Below are 15,081 nucleotides of genomic sequence, written 5' to 3' on the forward strand. Positions count from 1 at the left end.
GTGCTGCCATGATGCGGATGGAGGCGAAATTCACGATCGGCCAGGTGACCCGGCACCGCGTCTACGATCTGCGCGGTGTCGTGTTCGACGTCGACCTGTCGTTCTCCGAGGAAGAGGGCTGGCGCGCCATCACCATGGACGCCAGGCTCGACAAGGAGCAGCCGTTCTACTACCTGCTCGCCGAATGCGGCGACAGCAGCTACATCGCCTACGTTCCCGAGCAGAACCTGGTGGCTGATGCCTCGGGCGAGCCGGTGAAGCATCCCGATATCGGCGAACTGTTCGATGTCGACGATGAGGGCAGCTATCGCTACCGCGGGCGGATCTTTCAGTAGATCTTGCCACTGCCGTCATTGCGAGGAGCCGCAGGCGACGAAGCAATCCAGAGTTCCTTGTGCCGCCCTGGATCGCGTCGCTGCGTTCGCGATGACGGAGACTTGTGTTGGCCACGATCTATCCGCTCGTCATTCCGGGGCGCGCGCCTCGCGCGCCCCGGAATGACGGTCGAGAGATGAGGGCCAGGCCGAAAGCGGGGACTTTTACTCGATCCCCTGTTCCCTGGCCTTCCACATCGCCGCGATCCGGAAGCGCTCGTTGATCGCGGCAGGGTTGGCGAGGATCTCGGCCTGGGCGGCGGCGAACGCGCTCTCGACGATCGCTGCCTCGTCCTTGGTCAAAGTGATGCGGCCGGCCATGTGAGTCGCGTCGGGCGCGGCCTCCCAGATCTTGCGCCGGTTCGGATGCAGCTTGACCTCGACCAGCTCGAACGCCTCGAGCTCGCCTTCGAGGCAGATGGCGAGGCCAATCACCTCGACCTTGCGGCCGTCCTGCGTGGTCTTGACCAGAGTCTTTGCCATGCTCGTGCTCCCGTCGTTGAAATCACGCCGCGACCGGCGTGTCGTCGAGCTGGCTCCATTCCGCCCAAGCGCCGTCGTAGACGGCGGCGTTCGGAACGCCGAGCCGGTAGAGCGCCAACGCCAGCATGCAGGAGGTGATGCCCGAGGCGCAGGTGGTAACGATCGGCTTGTTCAGATCGACGCCCGCGGCCGTAAAGCGTGCGGTGAGCGCGTCGGGCGCCAGCAGCACGCCGGAGTCCGGATCGACCAGATCGGCCCAGGGCAGGTTGATGGCACCTGGAATGTGGCCCTGGCGCTTGAAGGTGAACACGTCTGCCTGCGTGCCGTCGAACTTGCCGGGCCCGCGCGCATCGATGAGTTGGCCGCCGGCCTGCAGCAGGCGACGCACGTCGGCCGAGGTCGCGACCAGGCCGGGCTGGAAGCTGGCTGTGAAGCTCGCGGGTTCCGGGCGCACCGGCGTCATCTCCGCCGGCCTCTTCTCCTTGGTCCATTTGCCGAAGCCGCCGTCGAGCAGGGCGACGTTGTCGTGCCCGAATACGCGGAACATCCACCACACGCGGCCCGCGGCCGAGCCGCCATAGTGACGGTCGTAGACGACGACGCGATCGGCATTGCTGATGCCGAGCAGCCCGACCTTGTGGGCGAAATCGCCCGCTGACGGCAGCATGTGCGGCAGCGGGTTGGACTTGTCGGCGACCTGGTCGATATCGAAATGCACTGAGCCCGGCAGGTGCCGGCCGCGGTATTGCGTACGGCCGTCCAGGTTGGTGCTCGGATGGTGCCAGGTGCAGTCGAGGATCTTGGTGGCGGGATCGGAAAGATGTTGTGCCAGCCAGTCGGAGCTGACCAGGGTGCTCGAGGGATCCGTGCTCATGCATGCGCTCGCGATTTGAAGAGCCAACAGGATGACTGACGCGCTTGCGGGCGTCAGAGCGTCTTCGGCATCGGATAGCCCGGGCGTGGATGCGTGTCGTAGTATTCCGGACGCTCCGGCCAGCCGCCTTCGGCGACGATCTTGAAGGTCGCGACCGTGACCGGCGCGCCGGGCGAGCACGACACTTCGGTGAACTTGATTTCGCGCTCGCCTGGGCCGGCGGAGAAATCGGCGACGGTAGTACCGTCCGCCTTGCGCGCCCGCGCAAAGCCGGGCGTGCCGACGGTGGCCGCCGGCACGGACGTCGCGACGAAGTTCGGCTGCTCGAGGCCATCCACCGCGGCGCCGAAGGCGGGCGAGCCGAACGTGAAGGTCGCGAGCACGCCGCTGCGGTCGACCGGCTTGTCCGCGGTGATCGGACGCGCCACCGAGTAGACCGTCAGCGTGCCACCCTCCATTGCCGCCTTGATGTCGTCGAGCGAGCTCTCGACGAATTCCAGTGCCACGTTCATGTCGATCTCCTTACAAAGAGGCGCCTTTGCAGGAGAAATTTTCAAGTTCTGTGCCAGTCTATCGCAGCAGCAAAGAAGGCGAGGCGGACAGGCGGAGTTGCGCGAATCTTGCAACGCGGCTCGCAAGCGAGCCGACCGTCGCTCCTGCTGCGCCGAAGCGGCCGTGTCGGAGATGCGCCAGACATCGATGAGGCCCGACATGACGACCGACGTCGCCTACGCCATCTGCAGCTTCAACGACATTCCGAGCCGCCGCGCCATGGGCTTCCAGCTCATGATCGTCGCGGAGGACGGCAGCCACCGCCCGTGGCCGATCTTCGTGATCCGCTGGGGCAAGCAGGTGTTCGGCTATCTGAACATGTGCCCGCACGACAAGGTCAATCTCGACTGGGAGCGCAATCAGTTCCTGGACGGCAACGGCCTTCGCATCCTCTGTGGCAAGCACGGCTCGCTGTTCGAGATCGGTACCGGGCTCTGCGTCGATGGCCCGTGCAGGGGCGAGAGCCTGACGCCGGTCGCGCTGAGCGTGCTGGATGGCGACATCTGCGTGACCGGCGTGACCCTGGTCGAGGATGACGAGGAAGAGGGTGAGACCGGCCTGCAGTGTGAGGACGGCTGAGGCGGCGATCGCGGTGAAGTCCCGACGGCAACTGCCGGGACTTCATCTTGAATTTGAAGAAACGGACGGTCTCAGACTGGCCGGTTCTCGTTGCGGTTCTTGACCGGCTCCATCCTTGCCAGTGCATCCGCGTAGGGCACGAGATCGTAGTTCTCGCTGAAGTCCTTGGCGGCGTCGAGCACGTAGTCGAGCTTGCCGGCGGTATCGAGCTTCTTGATGTCGTTCTTGTCGATCGACAGCAGCTCCAGCATCTCCTTCCAGACCGTGGATTCGTCGCAAGGCAGCACGTAGAAGGTGATGTCGTCGATCTTGATGCGGTACTTCGCCAGCAGATCGATGTTGTTGCAGAACATGAAGTACTTGCCGTCCGGCGTCAGCAGGCCCTTGAGCACCTCGGCCGCGGTCTCGAGATAGGCCAGCGAGTGGATGTAGCCGACGAGCACCGGGATCGTCGATGCGCCGTCCTGCGCGATCGTCAGCACCTGCTCGATCGAGAAGTCCGGCGGACGCTTCTCGTCCGCAACCTGGGTCTGGAACTTCAGCGCGATATCGCCGCGGAAGCCGAACCGTCCCGGCTTGGTGGTCGGCGCCTTGAGAACGGCGTTCAGCAGCCGCCCTTCCTTGTCGAGCTGCGCGAGCGCGGTGGTCTCGATCGCAACCGTCTTCTCCAATGTCGTCATCAGCAATCCCCTCGCATGTCCTTGTCAGCCGTTCGCCGCACGGCGCGGTCGAAAGGGACGTGATGCAAATTGTCTGCCGGTGTGTGTGGCGGCTTCATTTGCTTGGTTCTTTTGCCTCTCGCGCCGGTGATTGTCGGGTTTGCGCCCCGACATCGCGCCGACTCCCGCGCGACACGGCGTGAACAGCGCCTGTCGGAAAGCCGACACGCGTCGGAAACGCCACAGCGACAACATGAAAAGTTGAGGTCTTTCAGGCGATTGCTGCATGGCATGAGACTTGCCAATTCCGTTCACAACAGCCGAATGGGAAAGGCGAGACGATGATGATCAACCTGACCGACAGCGCCATCAATGCGGTCCGCAACGCGATCACGACCTCCGACAAGCCGGTCGACGGCCTCAGGATCATGGTCGAAGCCGGCGGCTGTGCCGGGCTCAAATACAACATGGGCCTCGTCAGCGGCAGCGAGCCGGAGGACACCGTGATCGAGCGCGAGGGCGTGCGCGTGCTCGTCGATCACAAGAGCCTCGAATATCTCGAAGGCACGACGATCGATTTCGTCATCGCGCTGGAGGGCTCCGGCTTCACCTTCGAGAACCCGAATGCCAAGTCGAGCTGCGGCTGCGGCAAGTCGTTCGCTTGAGTCTTCGCTCGATCATCCAACACGCGAGAAGTGAAACCATGCTGGTCGAATCCCAGGGCATCGTCGAAGCGCCGTCGCAGATGAGCGAGCGCGAGCGGATCATCCGGGCCGTGATCGAGGAGGTCCGTCCGAACCTCAAGCGCGACGGCGGCGATTGCGAGCTCGTCGAGATTGACGGCAACAAGATCATGGTCAAGCTCGCCGGCGCCTGCATCTTCTGCAAGCTCGCCAGCGCGACGCTGGAGGGCATCCAGGCGCGCATGATCGAGAAGCTCGGCGAATTCGTTCGCCTCGTTCCGGTGGCCGGCGCAGCCAAGGCGCGGCATTAAGGAGCGGCCTTGCGTCCGGTCTATCTCGACAACAACGCGACGACACGAGCCGATCCGGAGGTCGTCGCGGCGATGTTGCCGTTCTTTACGGACCAGTTCGGCAATGCTTCGTCCTCGCATGCCTTCGGCAGCGAGGTCGCCGGGGCCGTGAGGCATGCGCGCAAGAGCCTGCAGGCGCTGCTGGGCGCCGCCTTCGACCACGAGATCGTCTTTACCTCCGGTGGGACGGAATCCGACAACACCGCGCTGCTGTCGGCGCTTGAGACGCAGGACGGTCGCGACGAGATCGTCACGACGGCGGTGGAGCATCCCGCAATCCTGTCGCTCGTCGAGTATCTCAGCGGCAAGCGCGGCCTCACGGTGCATCTGATCGGCGTCGATGCGGCCGGCCGGCTCGATCTCGAGGCTTACAAGCGCGCGCTCGGCCCGCGCACGGCGATCGCCTCGGTGATGTGGGCCAACAACGAAACCGGCACGCTGTTTCCGGTGTCCGATCTGGCCAGGCTCGCGCATGAGGCCGGCGCGCTGTTCCACACCGACGCCGTGCAGGCGGTCGGCAAGATCGCGATCGATCTGAAATCCGCTGGCGTCGACATGCTGTCGTTGTCCGGCCACAAGCTGCACGGCCCCAAGGGCATCGGTGCGCTTTATGTTCGGAAGGGCACACCGTTCGCGCCGCTGCTGCGCGGCGGCCCGCAGGAGCGCCGCCGGCGCGGCGGCACCGAGAACGTGCCGGGCATCATCGGGCTCGGCAAGGCGGCCGAGCTGGCGGCAAAGCATCTCGCGGACGAGCAGGGCCGCGTCCGCGCGCTGCGCGACCGGCTGGAGCAGGGCATCCTCCAGAGCGTCGGCCATTGCGTCGTGCTCGGCGACCTCGCTGCGCGGCTGCCGAACACCTCCAACATCGCCTTCCAGCATCTCGAGGGCGAGCCGATCGTCATGCGGCTGAACCAAGCCGGTATCGCCGCCTCGCTCGGCTCGGCCTGCGCCTCCGGCTCGATGGAGCCGTCGCACGTGCTCCGCGCGATGAACGTGCCGCCGGACCTGCTGCGCGGGGCTGTCCGGTTCTCGCTGTCGCGCGACACCACGGACGACGACATCGATCGCATGCTGCAGATCCTGCCCGACATCGTCGGCCGGCTGCGCGAGACCTCGCCGGCCTGTCTGCAGCATCGTCAATCGCCCTCGACGGACGCCCTTCGCCCTACGGAGCTCACGCAATGAAAGTCATGATCCGCCGCTCGCCGGAAACGGGCTTGTCGATCTACGTCCCCAAAAAGGATCTCGAGGAGCCCATCGTCGAGTCGGAGCACGAGTCCTTGTGGGGCGGCTGGATCCGCATCGCCAACGGATGGGTCCTCGAACTGCCGCAGATGGCCGCCGACACGCGGCTGCCGATCACGATCAACGCGCGCAAGCGCGGTGGCGAAGGGGACGAGTGATGAATGCGCCGCTTCCTCATATCGACATCGTCAAGCAGGCCGATGCCGAGGCCCTGCTCAAGGACGTCGTCGCCGGACTGAAGGCCGGCAAGGTCGTCCCGTTCCTCGGTCCCGCCGTGTCGGAGCAGTCCGGCGCCACGGTGCCGATGAATCCCGAAGCGCTGGCTGCGTTCTTCGGCACCAAGGTGGCGCTGCCGCGCCGAGCCAAGGGCAATGCGTGGGCTTCAGCCCAGCACATCGAGAGCACGCGCCACCGCTCGACGGTGACGGCGCTGATGGCCGAAGCCTTTGCCGCGCCCGTTGCACCGACACCGCTGCAGCAGCATCTGGCGTCGCTGCCGCTGCCGATGATCGTCGACAGTTGGTATGACGGCGCAATGCGAGCCGCGCTCGCCGGGCGCGGCGATTGGGGCGAGGTGCAGGGCATCACGCGGGCCGGAATCGGCGAGGACCGCTGGTATCGCTTCTACGACGCCGCGGGCGCCGAGAGCGATCGTGAGAAGGCCGCAAGCTGGACTACGCTGCTCTACAAGCCGCATGGCGGGACCACGCCAGCCAGGAACTTCCTGATCACCGACGCCGACTATGTCGAGGTGCTGACCGACATCGATATCCAGACACCGATACCCGACACGGTCAAGGACCGGCGCACCGACCGCACCTTCCTGTTCATCGGCTGCCGCTTCAACGACCAGTTGCTGCGCACCTATGGCCGCCAGGTCATCAAGCGCTCCGGCGCCCATCACTACGTCCTGGTCGAGCCCGACTCATTGTCGAAGAACGAGCTGAAGTTCTTCATCGCCGAGCGGTTGACGCCGATCGCGATTCCGCTGGCCCGCGCGAGCGAGATCATCATCGGCGGCTGAGCGAGACCACGACACCGGAAATCGAACAGCGTGGCCGCAAGCTGCGCTGTTTTGCCGTTCGTCCTGTGTCCCAATTCGAGTCTGTAACGTTTCTAACAACGCCCGAAACGAGAGCCTTTCGCATGTTGGCAAGGCGACAGGCGCGATGATTTGGCTAAGGCGTTGATAGTCTGACGAAATGATCTTGTCCGCGGCGTGGCACGCGAGTTGCTGAACCCTAGCCCAAGGCGGTTTGCGGCTCGCCAGCAACGTTAAGGAGCGGACATGGACGCGTCAGTGCAGCACGAACAGGCGACGATACCGGACGGCGACAAGCTGAGCTCGGTGATGCAGACCATCGCGGAACACAAGGGTTGCGGCACCTCGGGCGGCAGCGGCAAGGCGAGCTGTGGCTCGGGCGCCGGCGAGAACGACCTGCCGCCGGAGATCTGGGAGAAGGTGAAGAACCATCCCTGCTACAGCGAGGAGGCGCATCATCACTACGCGCGCATGCACGTCGCCGTCGCGCCCGCCTGCAACATCCAGTGCAACTACTGCAACCGAAAATATGACTGCGCCAACGAGTCGCGTCCGGGCGTCGTCAGCGAAAAGCTGTCGCCCGAGCAAGCCGCCAAGAAGGTGCTCGCCGTTGCCTCGACCATTCCGCAGATGACCGTGCTGGGCATTGCCGGCCCTGGCGATCCGCTCGCCAATCCCGAGAAGACGTTCAAGACCTTCGAGCTGATCGCGCGCACCGCCCCCGACATCAAGCTCTGCCTGTCGACCAACGGTCTCGCGCTGCCCGACCACGTCGACACCATCGCCGGCTTCAACGTCGACCACGTCACGATCACCATCAACATGGTCGATCCCGAGATCGGCGCCAAGATCTATCCCTGGGTTTTCTGGAAGCACAAGCGCTACACCGGCGTCGAGGCGGCCAAGCTGCTCACCGACCGCCAGTTGCAGGGCCTGGAGATGCTGACCGAGCGCGGCATCCTCTGCAAGGTCAACTCGGTGATGATCCCAGGGGTAAACGACAAGCACCTCGTCGAGGTCAACAAGGCGGTGAAGTCGCGCGGCGCGTTCCTGCACAACATCATGCCGCTGATCTCGTCGCCGGAGCACGGCACCGTGTTCGGCCTGACCGGCCAGCGCGGTCCGACGGCGCAGGAGCTGAAGGCCCTGCAGGACGAGTGCGAAGGCGAAATGAACATGATGCGGCATTGCCGCCAGTGCCGCGCCGACGCCGTGGGCCTGCTTGGCGAGGATCGCTCGGCCGAATTCACCACCGACAAGATCATGGCCATGGAGGTGAACTACGACATCGACAGCCGCAAGGCGTACCAGGAGGCGGTCGAGAGCGAGCGCGTCGCCAAGGTCGTCGCCCGGCAGGAGGAGCTTGCCTCGCTCGCCGGCCAGTCGAGCGACATCAAGCTGCTCGTCGCGGTCGCGACCAAGGGTTCGGGCCTGATCAACGAGCATTTCGGCCACGCCAAGGAGTTCCAGGTCTACGAGCTCTCCACCGCCGGTGCCAAGTTCGTCGGTCACCGCCGCGTCGACCTGTACTGCCAGGGCGGCTATGGCGACGAGGACAGCCTGGAGACCGTCATCCGCGCCATCAACGACTGCCATGCGGTGTTCGTGGCCAAGATCGGCGGCTGCCCGAAGAGCGACCTGCAGGCCGCGGGCATCGAGCCGGTCGATCAGTTCGCCCACGAGTTCATCGAGAAGTCCGCGATCGCCTGGTTCAAGGACTACCTCGACAAGGTGAACAGCGGCGAAATCCAGCACGTCGTGCGCGGTGACGCCGAAATTCGCCAGGGCGCCCTGATTTCGGCGGCGTGACACCAGACCCCGGCGACGCTGTTGCGTCGCCGGGCCCCTTCGACAGGAGCCTTTGATGACCTTGAAGATCATTGCCTCGCAGTGCACGAGCTGCTCGGCCTGTGAACCCGAATGTCCGAACGTGGCGATCTCGGAGAAGAACGGCACCTTCGTGATCGATCCGAAGAAGTGCACAGAATGCATCGGCCATTTCGACGAGCCGCAATGCGCGGCGGTCTGCCCGGTCGACAACACCTGCGTGATCGACAATTCGTTCCCGCGCTACCAGCCGCCGGCTTGAGGGAGACCGAGATGAACTTCACCCTCACGCCTGCCGCGCAGAAATTCATGCGAATGATGCTGCGAACCGACGGTACCGCGGGCTCCGGCTTCCGTCTCGCGGTGTCGCCCGGCGGCTGCTCCGGCCTTGCGGCCGATATCAGCGTGCTCGCCACGCCGCAGCCCGGTGATGCCGTGGTCGAGCGCGACGGTGTCAGGCTGTTTCTGCCAGCGGAAAGCCGCCTGCTGCTCGACGGTGTGACCATCGACTTCGCGGATACTGCGACGCAGACCGGCCTCGTGTTTCACGATCCGAAGCAGGTTTCGTGCTCGACCCACGCCTTGAAGGCGCTGGAGCACTAGGACAGCTCGCCATGCCCACCGATGCCCGGCCCAGCTCTCAGACCGCCATCGAGGACGCGTTGCTCGCCGACGCGCTGCTCGGCGGCGGCCTGCCGGAGGAGGCCGAGTATCATCTGTGGCAGGCGGGCCAGAGCTATCATCTCGACGAGGTCGCGGAGACGCACCTGAAAGAGGCGGAAGCGCTGGCGCCTGGGCATGCAGCGGTCCTGATCGGCTTCTACCGGTTCTATTTCTACAAGGGACGGCTCGCCGACGCGCTGCGCATCGCCAAGCGATGCCTCGCCAAGGCGGCCGCCGAAAACTGCTTGCCGCCGCACTGGCGCGACGTTCGCGCCGGTCATGCCGAGTTCGGCAGTTATGACAACATGCTGCCGCGCTTCTTCATGTTCACCTTGAAGGGATACGCCTATTTGCAGATGCGCCTCGGCAATCTCGTCGAGGGACGGCTCGCGGTGCAAAAGCTGCTCGAGCTCGATCCCAGCGATAAGATCGGCGCACGCGTCCTGCTCGAGGTGGTCGACCGGGTGGAGCTCGACGATGAATGACGACATCGACGAGGCCATCGACTGGCAGGGCAACGAGATCAGTTGCACGGGCTGCGAACACGCGCAGCTCAACGCATCCGGCGGCTGTCGCCTTCGGCACGCCTGCGTGCACGACCGCTACGCCCGCCGCATCGACCGCTTCTTCAACTGGAATCCGGCGCTCGCCAACGGCTACGTCAAGCATCCGCATTTCGAGGTGCGGGCTATCGCGGCGAAGCATGCCAGCCCGTTCTTTCTGCCTGCGCTGCTCGACGATCCCGAGGAGACGGTGCGCTGGAACGCCGCGCGGCGGTTGCCGAAGCGGCTGGTGCTCCGGCTGCGCCATGATCCGCATCGCGAGGTCCGCATTCGAATCGCGACCGTGCTCGATCCGGAAGACCTGATGCCGATGATGATGGACGACGACTATTACGTCCGCCTGGTCGTGGCGCGCCGTATCGTGCCGTCCGTGCTTGGCCGCATGATGGGGGACCCGGAGGCCGAGGTACGCCGCGTCGTCGCGCGGCGCATCCCCAGCGACTGGCTGCTCGGCATGATCAGTGACCCAGATCCACGGGTGCGGCTCGAGATCGCCGAGCGCCTCGCGCCGGATCTCCTCACCGCGATGCGCAAGGACGCCGACTGGCGGGTGCGTCACGAGGTTGCGAGCCGGATCGCGCTCAGTGAACTCGCGGAGCTTGCACGCGACGAGGACCCGCTGGTGCAGGAGATGGCGCGCGACCGGCTCGCGAACCGCTTCGGAGCTGCCATGGAGAAACCGGCATGAGCAACATCGTTCGTGACAGCGAGGTCGTGGAGTTGTCGGCGCCGCCGTACTTCACGTTCGGCGAGAAGGTCAAGGCCAAGCGCACGATCCGCAACGACGGCACCTACGCAGGCAAGGAAATCGGCGAGATCCTCGCGAAGAAGGGCGAGATCGGCTACGTCGTCTCGATCGGAACCTTCCTGCAGCAGTTCTACATCTACGGCGTCGAGTTTCTCGAAAGCGGGAACCGCGTCGGCATGAAACGCAAGGAGCTCGAATCCACCGTGCCCCGCGGGGAGACCGAGGACGAGCTGCCACTGCCGGGAGCATACAAGTCATGATCGAGCCACGCCTGCCGAAATATCAATGGGGCCAGCGTGTCAAGGCGCTGATCGACCTCGTCAATGACGGCTCGTTCCCGAACGCGCCGGCCGAAGCCAAGCTGGTCGGAGTCGGCGATATGGGTGAGATCGTCCAGGTCGGCACCCACACCGAGGCGAACATGCCGATCTATCTCGTCGAGTTCGGCGAGCAGCTCGTCGTGGGCTGTCTCGAAGAGGAGATCGTCCCGGTTGAGGTGCGATGATCCACGATGGCTGCAACCGCGCTCAAGCCCAGCTTTGTCCTGCCCGCGCATCCCAATGAGTTGGATCGCAAGCGGATCGCGCGCGCGCTGAAGTCACGCAAGCGCTACCGCTATGTCGAGCCGACGGTGTCGCCGGTCGACGAGGGTTATCACGTCCGCAGTCCTTGCTGCTCGCGGAACATCGACAAGGACGGCGGGGTGATCGACGTCGCGCTGCTGCGTCATGATCCCGCGAATGCGATGTGGAAGCTGTTCTGGAGAGATCACGCGCAGGGGACGTGGGAGCTGCATAGTCTGCATCGGCGGTTGACCGCAGCGGTCGACGAGCTGAACGCCGACCCTGAGCGGATCTTCTGGCAGTAGAGCGAAGAGGACGGTTGACATGGCATTGGCCGAACAGGAATTGAATGAGATCGCGCAGGTCCTCGAGCGACCCGACGCCTGCAGCGCGGCCTTCGGCGAGCTGCGCCGCCGCTTTCCAAGGCTGGTACTGACACGTTGTGACGCGTCCGATGTCACGGAAGCGCCGTTCCGCAGCTATCCGGCATTCGACCTGCATCTGCTCGACGCCAGCGACCACTGCGCGGGTGTGACCGATGACCTTGCCAAAGCCACCGGCCTGATCCTGGCCAAGCGGAGCTGAGCATGACCAAGCCCTATCTGGTGCATGACGCCGATCGGCAGGAGCAGGATGAAGCGGAGCTTACGCCGGTCGAGGCGAGCTTCATTCCGCTCTCTGATCCCGACATTACCACGGCGGAGATTGCCGCCGTGGACGCCGCGCTGCGATCGCCGCGGCTGTCCTGCGGTCCGCTGGTCGAGGAGTTCGAGGCGGCATTCGCAAGCTATCTCGGGCGCAGATACGCCATTGCCGTCCCGAGCGGAACGCTTGGCCTGGTCCTGGTCCTGAAAGCGATGGGCATCGGATCGGGCGACGAGGTGATCGCGTCGTCGTATTCGTTCCGCGAGATCGCGCATGCCATCAGCATTGTCGGCGCCAAGCCGGTGTTTGCGGATATAGATTACTACTCGGGCACGCTGGCGCCGAGCAAGATCGAGGCGCGCATCACGGAGCGGACAAAGGCGATCCTGGCCGGCAACACCAACGGCCATCCGGCCAAATGGTCGGAGCTGCAGGCGATCGCGAAGACCCGCAATCTGCCTGTCATCGAGGATTCGACCGAGGCCATCGGCTCGAAATACAGGGGGGCGCTGGTCGGTACATTCGGTACGGCCGCGGTGTTCGATTTCTCGCAGCCTTTCGCGCTCACCTGTGGTGAGGGTGGCATGGTCGTCACCGACGACGTCGACATCGCGGTGGCCGTGCGTCGGCACCGTTCGCACCGGCTCGACGAGCGCGCATCGGTCGTGGTCAGCAGCAGCGCGTCGCACCAGGCGGTGATGAGCGACGTGACCGCCGCGCTCGGGTTGGCGCAATTGCGGCGGATCGACGAGATCCTCGAGCGGCGCAAGCTGATCGAGCAGATCTATTACAGCGAGGTGCAGTCGTTCGAGGGCATCAAGGACCCCTATGTCGGGCCCGATGTCACCGAGGTGAACTGGTTTCTCTACCAGGTGCATCTGGGCACGCGGTTCTCGAAGTCGAGCCGGGATTCGATCGTCGAGGATCTCAGGGTCGAACAGGTCGAGGCCGTGGCCTATTCGAATCCCCTGCATCTGCAGCGGCATTATTTCGACATGGGCTATCGCCGAGGCGATTATCTCGTGACCGAGAAGGTCGCCGATCGTGTGGTGGCCCTGCCGTTCCACGTTCATCTCGCCACGGATCAGATCGCCTTCATCGTCGCGACCATGAAGGACGCCTCGGTCAATGTCGGGGCGGGCGCCGCGATCTACTGAGAAGTTCTAAGTTCAAACCGAAAAGGAGAATCCAAGTGGCGACATTGACGGTAATGCCCTCCGGCAAGACGATCGAGGTGGGCGAGGGCACCACCATTCTGGCAGCGCTGCTCGGCGCCGAGGTCGAGATCCCGCACAAATGCGAGGGCCAGGCAAAGTGCGGTTCCTGCCACATCTTCCTGCAGGAGGGACGCAAGGGCGTGTCGAAGGTCACCAAGCTGGAGAACGAGAAGCTCGACACCATCGTCGGCGTCGGCTCGAAGTCTCGCCTCGCCTGTCAGGCGACCATTCTTGGCACCGAGAACGTCAAGATCGAACTCCTGGGCTTCGGCTCGGGCCTGTAACAGGAGGATCACATGGACAAATTGACGCTTCATGTCCGCTTTGCCAATGATGGCACGGTCGCCGAGATCAGCGAGCGGCCGGTCGAGCTGACGCCGCAGCAGTGGTTCGACAAGCTCAGCGAGGCCATCGGCATGAAGGCCTATCAGACCTTCGCCGGCGGCCGCGGCGTGTTCAAGGTGGCTCGTGAGCAGATCGAGGCCCTGAAGACCGCGGCTGTTTCGTGACGCGGTTGGCAGCATGAGCACCGATGCGGGACAGGCGTGCCGATTCTTCGTCTCCTACACGGGCGTCAAGCTGCCGCTGCGGCTGGTGACTGCGATTGCGCCGGAGCAGCTGTCGAACCGCAACACGTTCATCCGCGGCTATTTCGATGCCGCGGGCGTGCTGACCGGATTCGAAAAGATCGTCTATGGCGAGATCGAGCTCACGCACAGCTACAGCTACCATGCCAGCGGGGCGTTGAGCCGGGCCGAGATCGTCATGCTCGACGAGGATCCGGTGACGCTGAATTTTGACGAGACCGGCGCGCCCATCGCCGGTCAGGATGCGTCGGTGAAGGAGGCCTCGTGACTGTCGCCAAGCTGATCGAGGCTCTTGCCAGCATGCCGAAGGACGCTATCGTGCTGATGGACAGCGGCGGCGGATTGTCGCGTGTCGATGCGCTTCAGCTTGTGGACGAGCAGGGCCCGGGCGCTCCGGCCGAGGTGATCCTGCAGCCGAGCTTGGATGAGTAGAGGGCGGACTGGTCGGATGGCGGACGCTGGGACTTCAGAGACCGGAACTCCGGACGCAGGGCCGGTCGCGACCCCCTATGAGCGGATCGGCGGAGCGGTTGTCGTGGACCGTCTCGTCGAATCCTTCTACCACCGAATGGATACGCTGCCGGAGGCCAAGGGCATCCGCGACATGCACGGCCGCAATCTCGGGCCGATCAAGCACATCCTGAAGCGCTATCTCTCCGAATGGCTGGGCGGCCCCAAGCTTTATTCGCCCGAGAAGGGCCATCCGCGGCTGCGCCAGCGTCACATGGGCTTTGCCATCGGCAATGCCGAGCGCGACGCCTGGCTGCTGTGCATGCGCGGCGCGCTCGAGGAGACTGTCAGCGACGTCAAGGCCCGTCAGGATGTCGACGCCGCCATGACCAAGCTCGCCGACTGGATGCGCAACCACGCCGGCAACCCGCACGATGCTCGGGCCGCGCGGCCGTGAGCCGGCGGTGACGTCATCGCGAGGAGACGAAGGCGACGAAGCAATCCAGAGTCGCCCGCGTTACCCTGGCTTGCTTCGCTGCGCTCGCAATGACGGAGAGGGCGTGACACGTAGGCTGGACCAAGCGAAACGCGCCCACCGGCGGTCTCGCCTGCAAGATGGACCAGAAAAAGATGGACCAGAAAGGTGGGCACGGCGATCTTCCGACGGTGCAATTCACTGCCGTCCGTGGCGCCTTTGCCCACCTTACGCAATCCAGCTAATACAACGGCACGCCGAAGAAGGTCTCGTCGTCGCCGCCCCAGGCGCGGTGCAGCGCCAGGGCGTTCTGCCATTGCATCATCTCGACCTCGCTGGCATTGCGATGCGTGATTCTGCCGTCCGGCACCTCGGCAAGCAGAAAAGGCTTGCCGTTGCGGATGAAGCGGTTGAGATCCTTGGTGTCGTTGGGGCGCACGACGCAACGTGGCCGCTCGTCGATCAGGATGGTGGTCGGCAGCATCGCGGTGCTCTCACTCCA

At 64.6% G+C, this 15,081-nt stretch carries 27 protein-coding genes; 22 read left to right on the plus strand and 5 right to left on the minus strand.

Translation table 11 applies throughout. From position 1 onward, the window contains the following. Window positions 1-8: 8 nt before the first annotated feature. Entirely contained in the window at window positions 9-335 is a 327-nt protein-coding gene (gene hspQ, locus QX073_RS08540; RefSeq protein ID WP_316183906.1) for a heat shock protein HspQ, read from the plus strand. 204 nt (window positions 336-539) lie between these two features. Here hspQ and QX073_RS08545 read toward each other — a convergent pair whose 3' ends face one another. Genes QX073_RS08545 through QX073_RS08555 form a run of 3 tightly spaced genes read right to left on the minus strand, consistent with a single transcriptional unit; the run spans window position 540 to window position 2,243 of the window. Next, entirely contained in the window at window positions 540-857 is a 318-nt protein-coding gene (locus QX073_RS08545; protein WP_315713146.1) for a hypothetical protein, read from the minus strand. 22 nt (window positions 858-879) lie between these two features. Then, a complete protein-coding gene (locus QX073_RS08550; RefSeq protein WP_316225618.1) occupies window positions 880-1,731 on the minus strand; it encodes a sulfurtransferase in 852 nt (283 codons plus the stop codon). 53 nt (window positions 1,732-1,784) lie between these two features. Continuing rightward, the gene (locus QX073_RS08555) at window positions 1,785-2,243 is read right to left on the minus strand and encodes a hypothetical protein (protein WP_315752841.1); all 459 of its coding nucleotides are present in this window, start codon (window positions 2,241-2,243) and stop codon (window positions 1,785-1,787) included. 199 nt (window positions 2,244-2,442) lie between these two features. Between QX073_RS08555 and QX073_RS08560 the strand changes: the two genes are divergently transcribed. After that, the gene (locus QX073_RS08560) at window positions 2,443-2,862 is read left to right on the plus strand and encodes a Rieske (2Fe-2S) protein (RefSeq protein WP_315825172.1); all 420 of its coding nucleotides are present in this window, start codon (window positions 2,443-2,445) and stop codon (window positions 2,860-2,862) included. 71 nt (window positions 2,863-2,933) lie between these two features. On the opposite strand, the gene QX073_RS08565 is transcribed toward QX073_RS08560, so the two are convergent. Continuing rightward, window positions 2,934-3,542, minus strand: a complete 609-nt coding sequence (locus QX073_RS08565) for a hypothetical protein (protein ID WP_315825171.1) — start codon at window positions 3,540-3,542, stop codon at window positions 2,934-2,936. Between the two features lie 323 nt (window positions 3,543-3,865). On the opposite strand from QX073_RS08565, the gene QX073_RS08570 reads away from it, so the two are divergent. The 20 genes from QX073_RS08570 to QX073_RS08665 all read left to right on the plus strand — a co-directional run bounded on the left by QX073_RS08570 (window position 3,866) and on the right by QX073_RS08665 (window position 14,561). Then, window positions 3,866-4,186, plus strand: coding sequence for a HesB/IscA family protein (locus QX073_RS08570; RefSeq protein WP_257170758.1), 321 nt, complete (start codon window positions 3,866-3,868; stop codon window positions 4,184-4,186). A gap of 38 nt (window positions 4,187-4,224) precedes the next feature. Further along, entirely contained in the window at window positions 4,225-4,515 is a 291-nt protein-coding gene (locus tag QX073_RS08575; RefSeq protein WP_315713137.1) for a NifU family protein, read from the plus strand. A 9-nt stretch (window positions 4,516-4,524) separates the two neighbouring features. Beyond that, entirely contained in the window at window positions 4,525-5,739 is a 1,215-nt protein-coding gene (gene nifS, locus QX073_RS08580; protein ID WP_316225619.1) for a cysteine desulfurase NifS, read from the plus strand. Further along, a complete protein-coding gene (gene nifT / locus QX073_RS08585) occupies window positions 5,736-5,957 on the plus strand; it encodes a putative nitrogen fixation protein NifT (RefSeq protein ID WP_315713133.1) in 222 nt (73 codons plus the stop codon). Before nifS ends, nifT begins: the two co-directional genes overlap by 4 nt. Next, on the plus strand, window positions 5,957-6,823 hold the full coding sequence (locus QX073_RS08590; protein WP_316225620.1) for an SIR2 family protein: 867 nt from the start codon (window positions 5,957-5,959) through the stop codon (window positions 6,821-6,823). The genes nifT and QX073_RS08590 overlap by 1 nt, the downstream gene beginning before the upstream one ends. A 264-nt stretch (window positions 6,824-7,087) precedes the next feature. Beyond that, complete coding sequence (gene nifB, locus QX073_RS08595; protein ID WP_315825168.1) at window positions 7,088-8,650, plus strand: nitrogenase cofactor biosynthesis protein NifB; 1,563 nt, start codon at window positions 7,088-7,090, stop codon at window positions 8,648-8,650. Between the two features lie 55 nt (window positions 8,651-8,705). Then, window positions 8,706-8,930 (plus strand): YfhL family 4Fe-4S dicluster ferredoxin, encoded by a 225-nt coding sequence (locus QX073_RS08600; protein WP_006609676.1) that lies wholly within the window; start codon window positions 8,706-8,708, stop codon window positions 8,928-8,930. An 11-nt stretch (window positions 8,931-8,941) separates the two neighbouring features. After that, the gene (locus QX073_RS08605; RefSeq protein WP_315713125.1) at window positions 8,942-9,271 is read left to right on the plus strand and encodes an iron-sulfur cluster assembly accessory protein; all 330 of its coding nucleotides are present in this window, start codon (window positions 8,942-8,944) and stop codon (window positions 9,269-9,271) included. A gap of 11 nt (window positions 9,272-9,282) precedes the next feature. Further along, complete coding sequence (locus QX073_RS08610) at window positions 9,283-9,816, plus strand: hypothetical protein (protein WP_315752847.1); 534 nt, start codon at window positions 9,283-9,285, stop codon at window positions 9,814-9,816. Then, entirely contained in the window at window positions 9,809-10,582 is a 774-nt protein-coding gene (locus tag QX073_RS08615) for a 4Fe4S-binding leucine-rich repeat protein (RefSeq protein ID WP_316225621.1), read from the plus strand. Before QX073_RS08610 ends, QX073_RS08615 begins: the two co-directional genes overlap by 8 nt. Then, on the plus strand, window positions 10,579-10,902 hold the full coding sequence (locus QX073_RS08620; RefSeq protein WP_316225622.1) for a nitrogen fixation protein NifZ: 324 nt from the start codon (window positions 10,579-10,581) through the stop codon (window positions 10,900-10,902). The genes QX073_RS08615 and QX073_RS08620 overlap by 4 nt, the downstream gene beginning before the upstream one ends. Further along, the gene (locus QX073_RS08625) at window positions 10,899-11,147 is read left to right on the plus strand and encodes a nitrogen fixation protein NifZ (protein WP_315752850.1); all 249 of its coding nucleotides are present in this window, start codon (window positions 10,899-10,901) and stop codon (window positions 11,145-11,147) included. Before QX073_RS08620 ends, QX073_RS08625 begins: the two co-directional genes overlap by 4 nt. A 6-nt stretch (window positions 11,148-11,153) precedes the next feature. Then, window positions 11,154-11,510 carry a DUF3024 domain-containing protein gene (locus tag QX073_RS08630; RefSeq protein ID WP_315713117.1) on the plus strand — a complete coding sequence of 119 codons (357 nt, stop codon included), beginning with the start codon at window positions 11,154-11,156 and terminating at the stop codon, window positions 11,508-11,510. Between the two features lie 19 nt (window positions 11,511-11,529). Next, window positions 11,530-11,790 carry a hypothetical protein gene (locus QX073_RS08635; RefSeq protein ID WP_316225623.1) on the plus strand — a complete coding sequence of 87 codons (261 nt, stop codon included), beginning with the start codon at window positions 11,530-11,532 and terminating at the stop codon, window positions 11,788-11,790. A gap of 2 nt (window positions 11,791-11,792) precedes the next feature. Continuing rightward, window positions 11,793-13,007, plus strand: a complete 1,215-nt coding sequence (locus tag QX073_RS08640; protein ID WP_316225624.1) for a DegT/DnrJ/EryC1/StrS family aminotransferase — start codon at window positions 11,793-11,795, stop codon at window positions 13,005-13,007. Window positions 13,008-13,042: 35 nt separating this feature from the next. After that, window positions 13,043-13,351, plus strand: a complete 309-nt coding sequence (locus QX073_RS08645) for a 2Fe-2S iron-sulfur cluster-binding protein (protein WP_315752853.1) — start codon at window positions 13,043-13,045, stop codon at window positions 13,349-13,351. Between the two features lie 12 nt (window positions 13,352-13,363). Next, on the plus strand, window positions 13,364-13,576 hold the full coding sequence (locus QX073_RS08650) for a hypothetical protein (protein WP_315752854.1): 213 nt from the start codon (window positions 13,364-13,366) through the stop codon (window positions 13,574-13,576). A 13-nt stretch (window positions 13,577-13,589) separates the two neighbouring features. After that, window positions 13,590-13,922: a DUF6156 family protein gene (locus QX073_RS08655; RefSeq protein WP_315752855.1), complete on the plus strand. Its 333-nt coding sequence runs from the start codon at window positions 13,590-13,592 to the stop codon at window positions 13,920-13,922. Beyond that, window positions 13,919-14,086: a hypothetical protein gene (locus QX073_RS08660; RefSeq protein ID WP_315752856.1), complete on the plus strand. Its 168-nt coding sequence runs from the start codon at window positions 13,919-13,921 to the stop codon at window positions 14,084-14,086. Before QX073_RS08655 ends, QX073_RS08660 begins: the two co-directional genes overlap by 4 nt. A gap of 16 nt (window positions 14,087-14,102) precedes the next feature. After that, window positions 14,103-14,561, plus strand: a complete 459-nt coding sequence (locus QX073_RS08665) for a group II truncated hemoglobin (protein WP_315752857.1) — start codon at window positions 14,103-14,105, stop codon at window positions 14,559-14,561. Between the two features lie 259 nt (window positions 14,562-14,820). Here the strand turns inward: QX073_RS08665 and QX073_RS08670 are convergent, their stop codons facing one another. Continuing rightward, a complete protein-coding gene (locus QX073_RS08670; RefSeq protein ID WP_315752858.1) occupies window positions 14,821-15,063 on the minus strand; it encodes a hypothetical protein in 243 nt (80 codons plus the stop codon). Window positions 15,064-15,081: the final 18 nt, after the last annotated feature.

This window comes from Bradyrhizobium sp. SZCCHNS3052, from assembly GCF_032484495.1.
Taxonomy (GTDB): Bacteria; Pseudomonadota; Alphaproteobacteria; order Rhizobiales; family Xanthobacteraceae; genus Bradyrhizobium.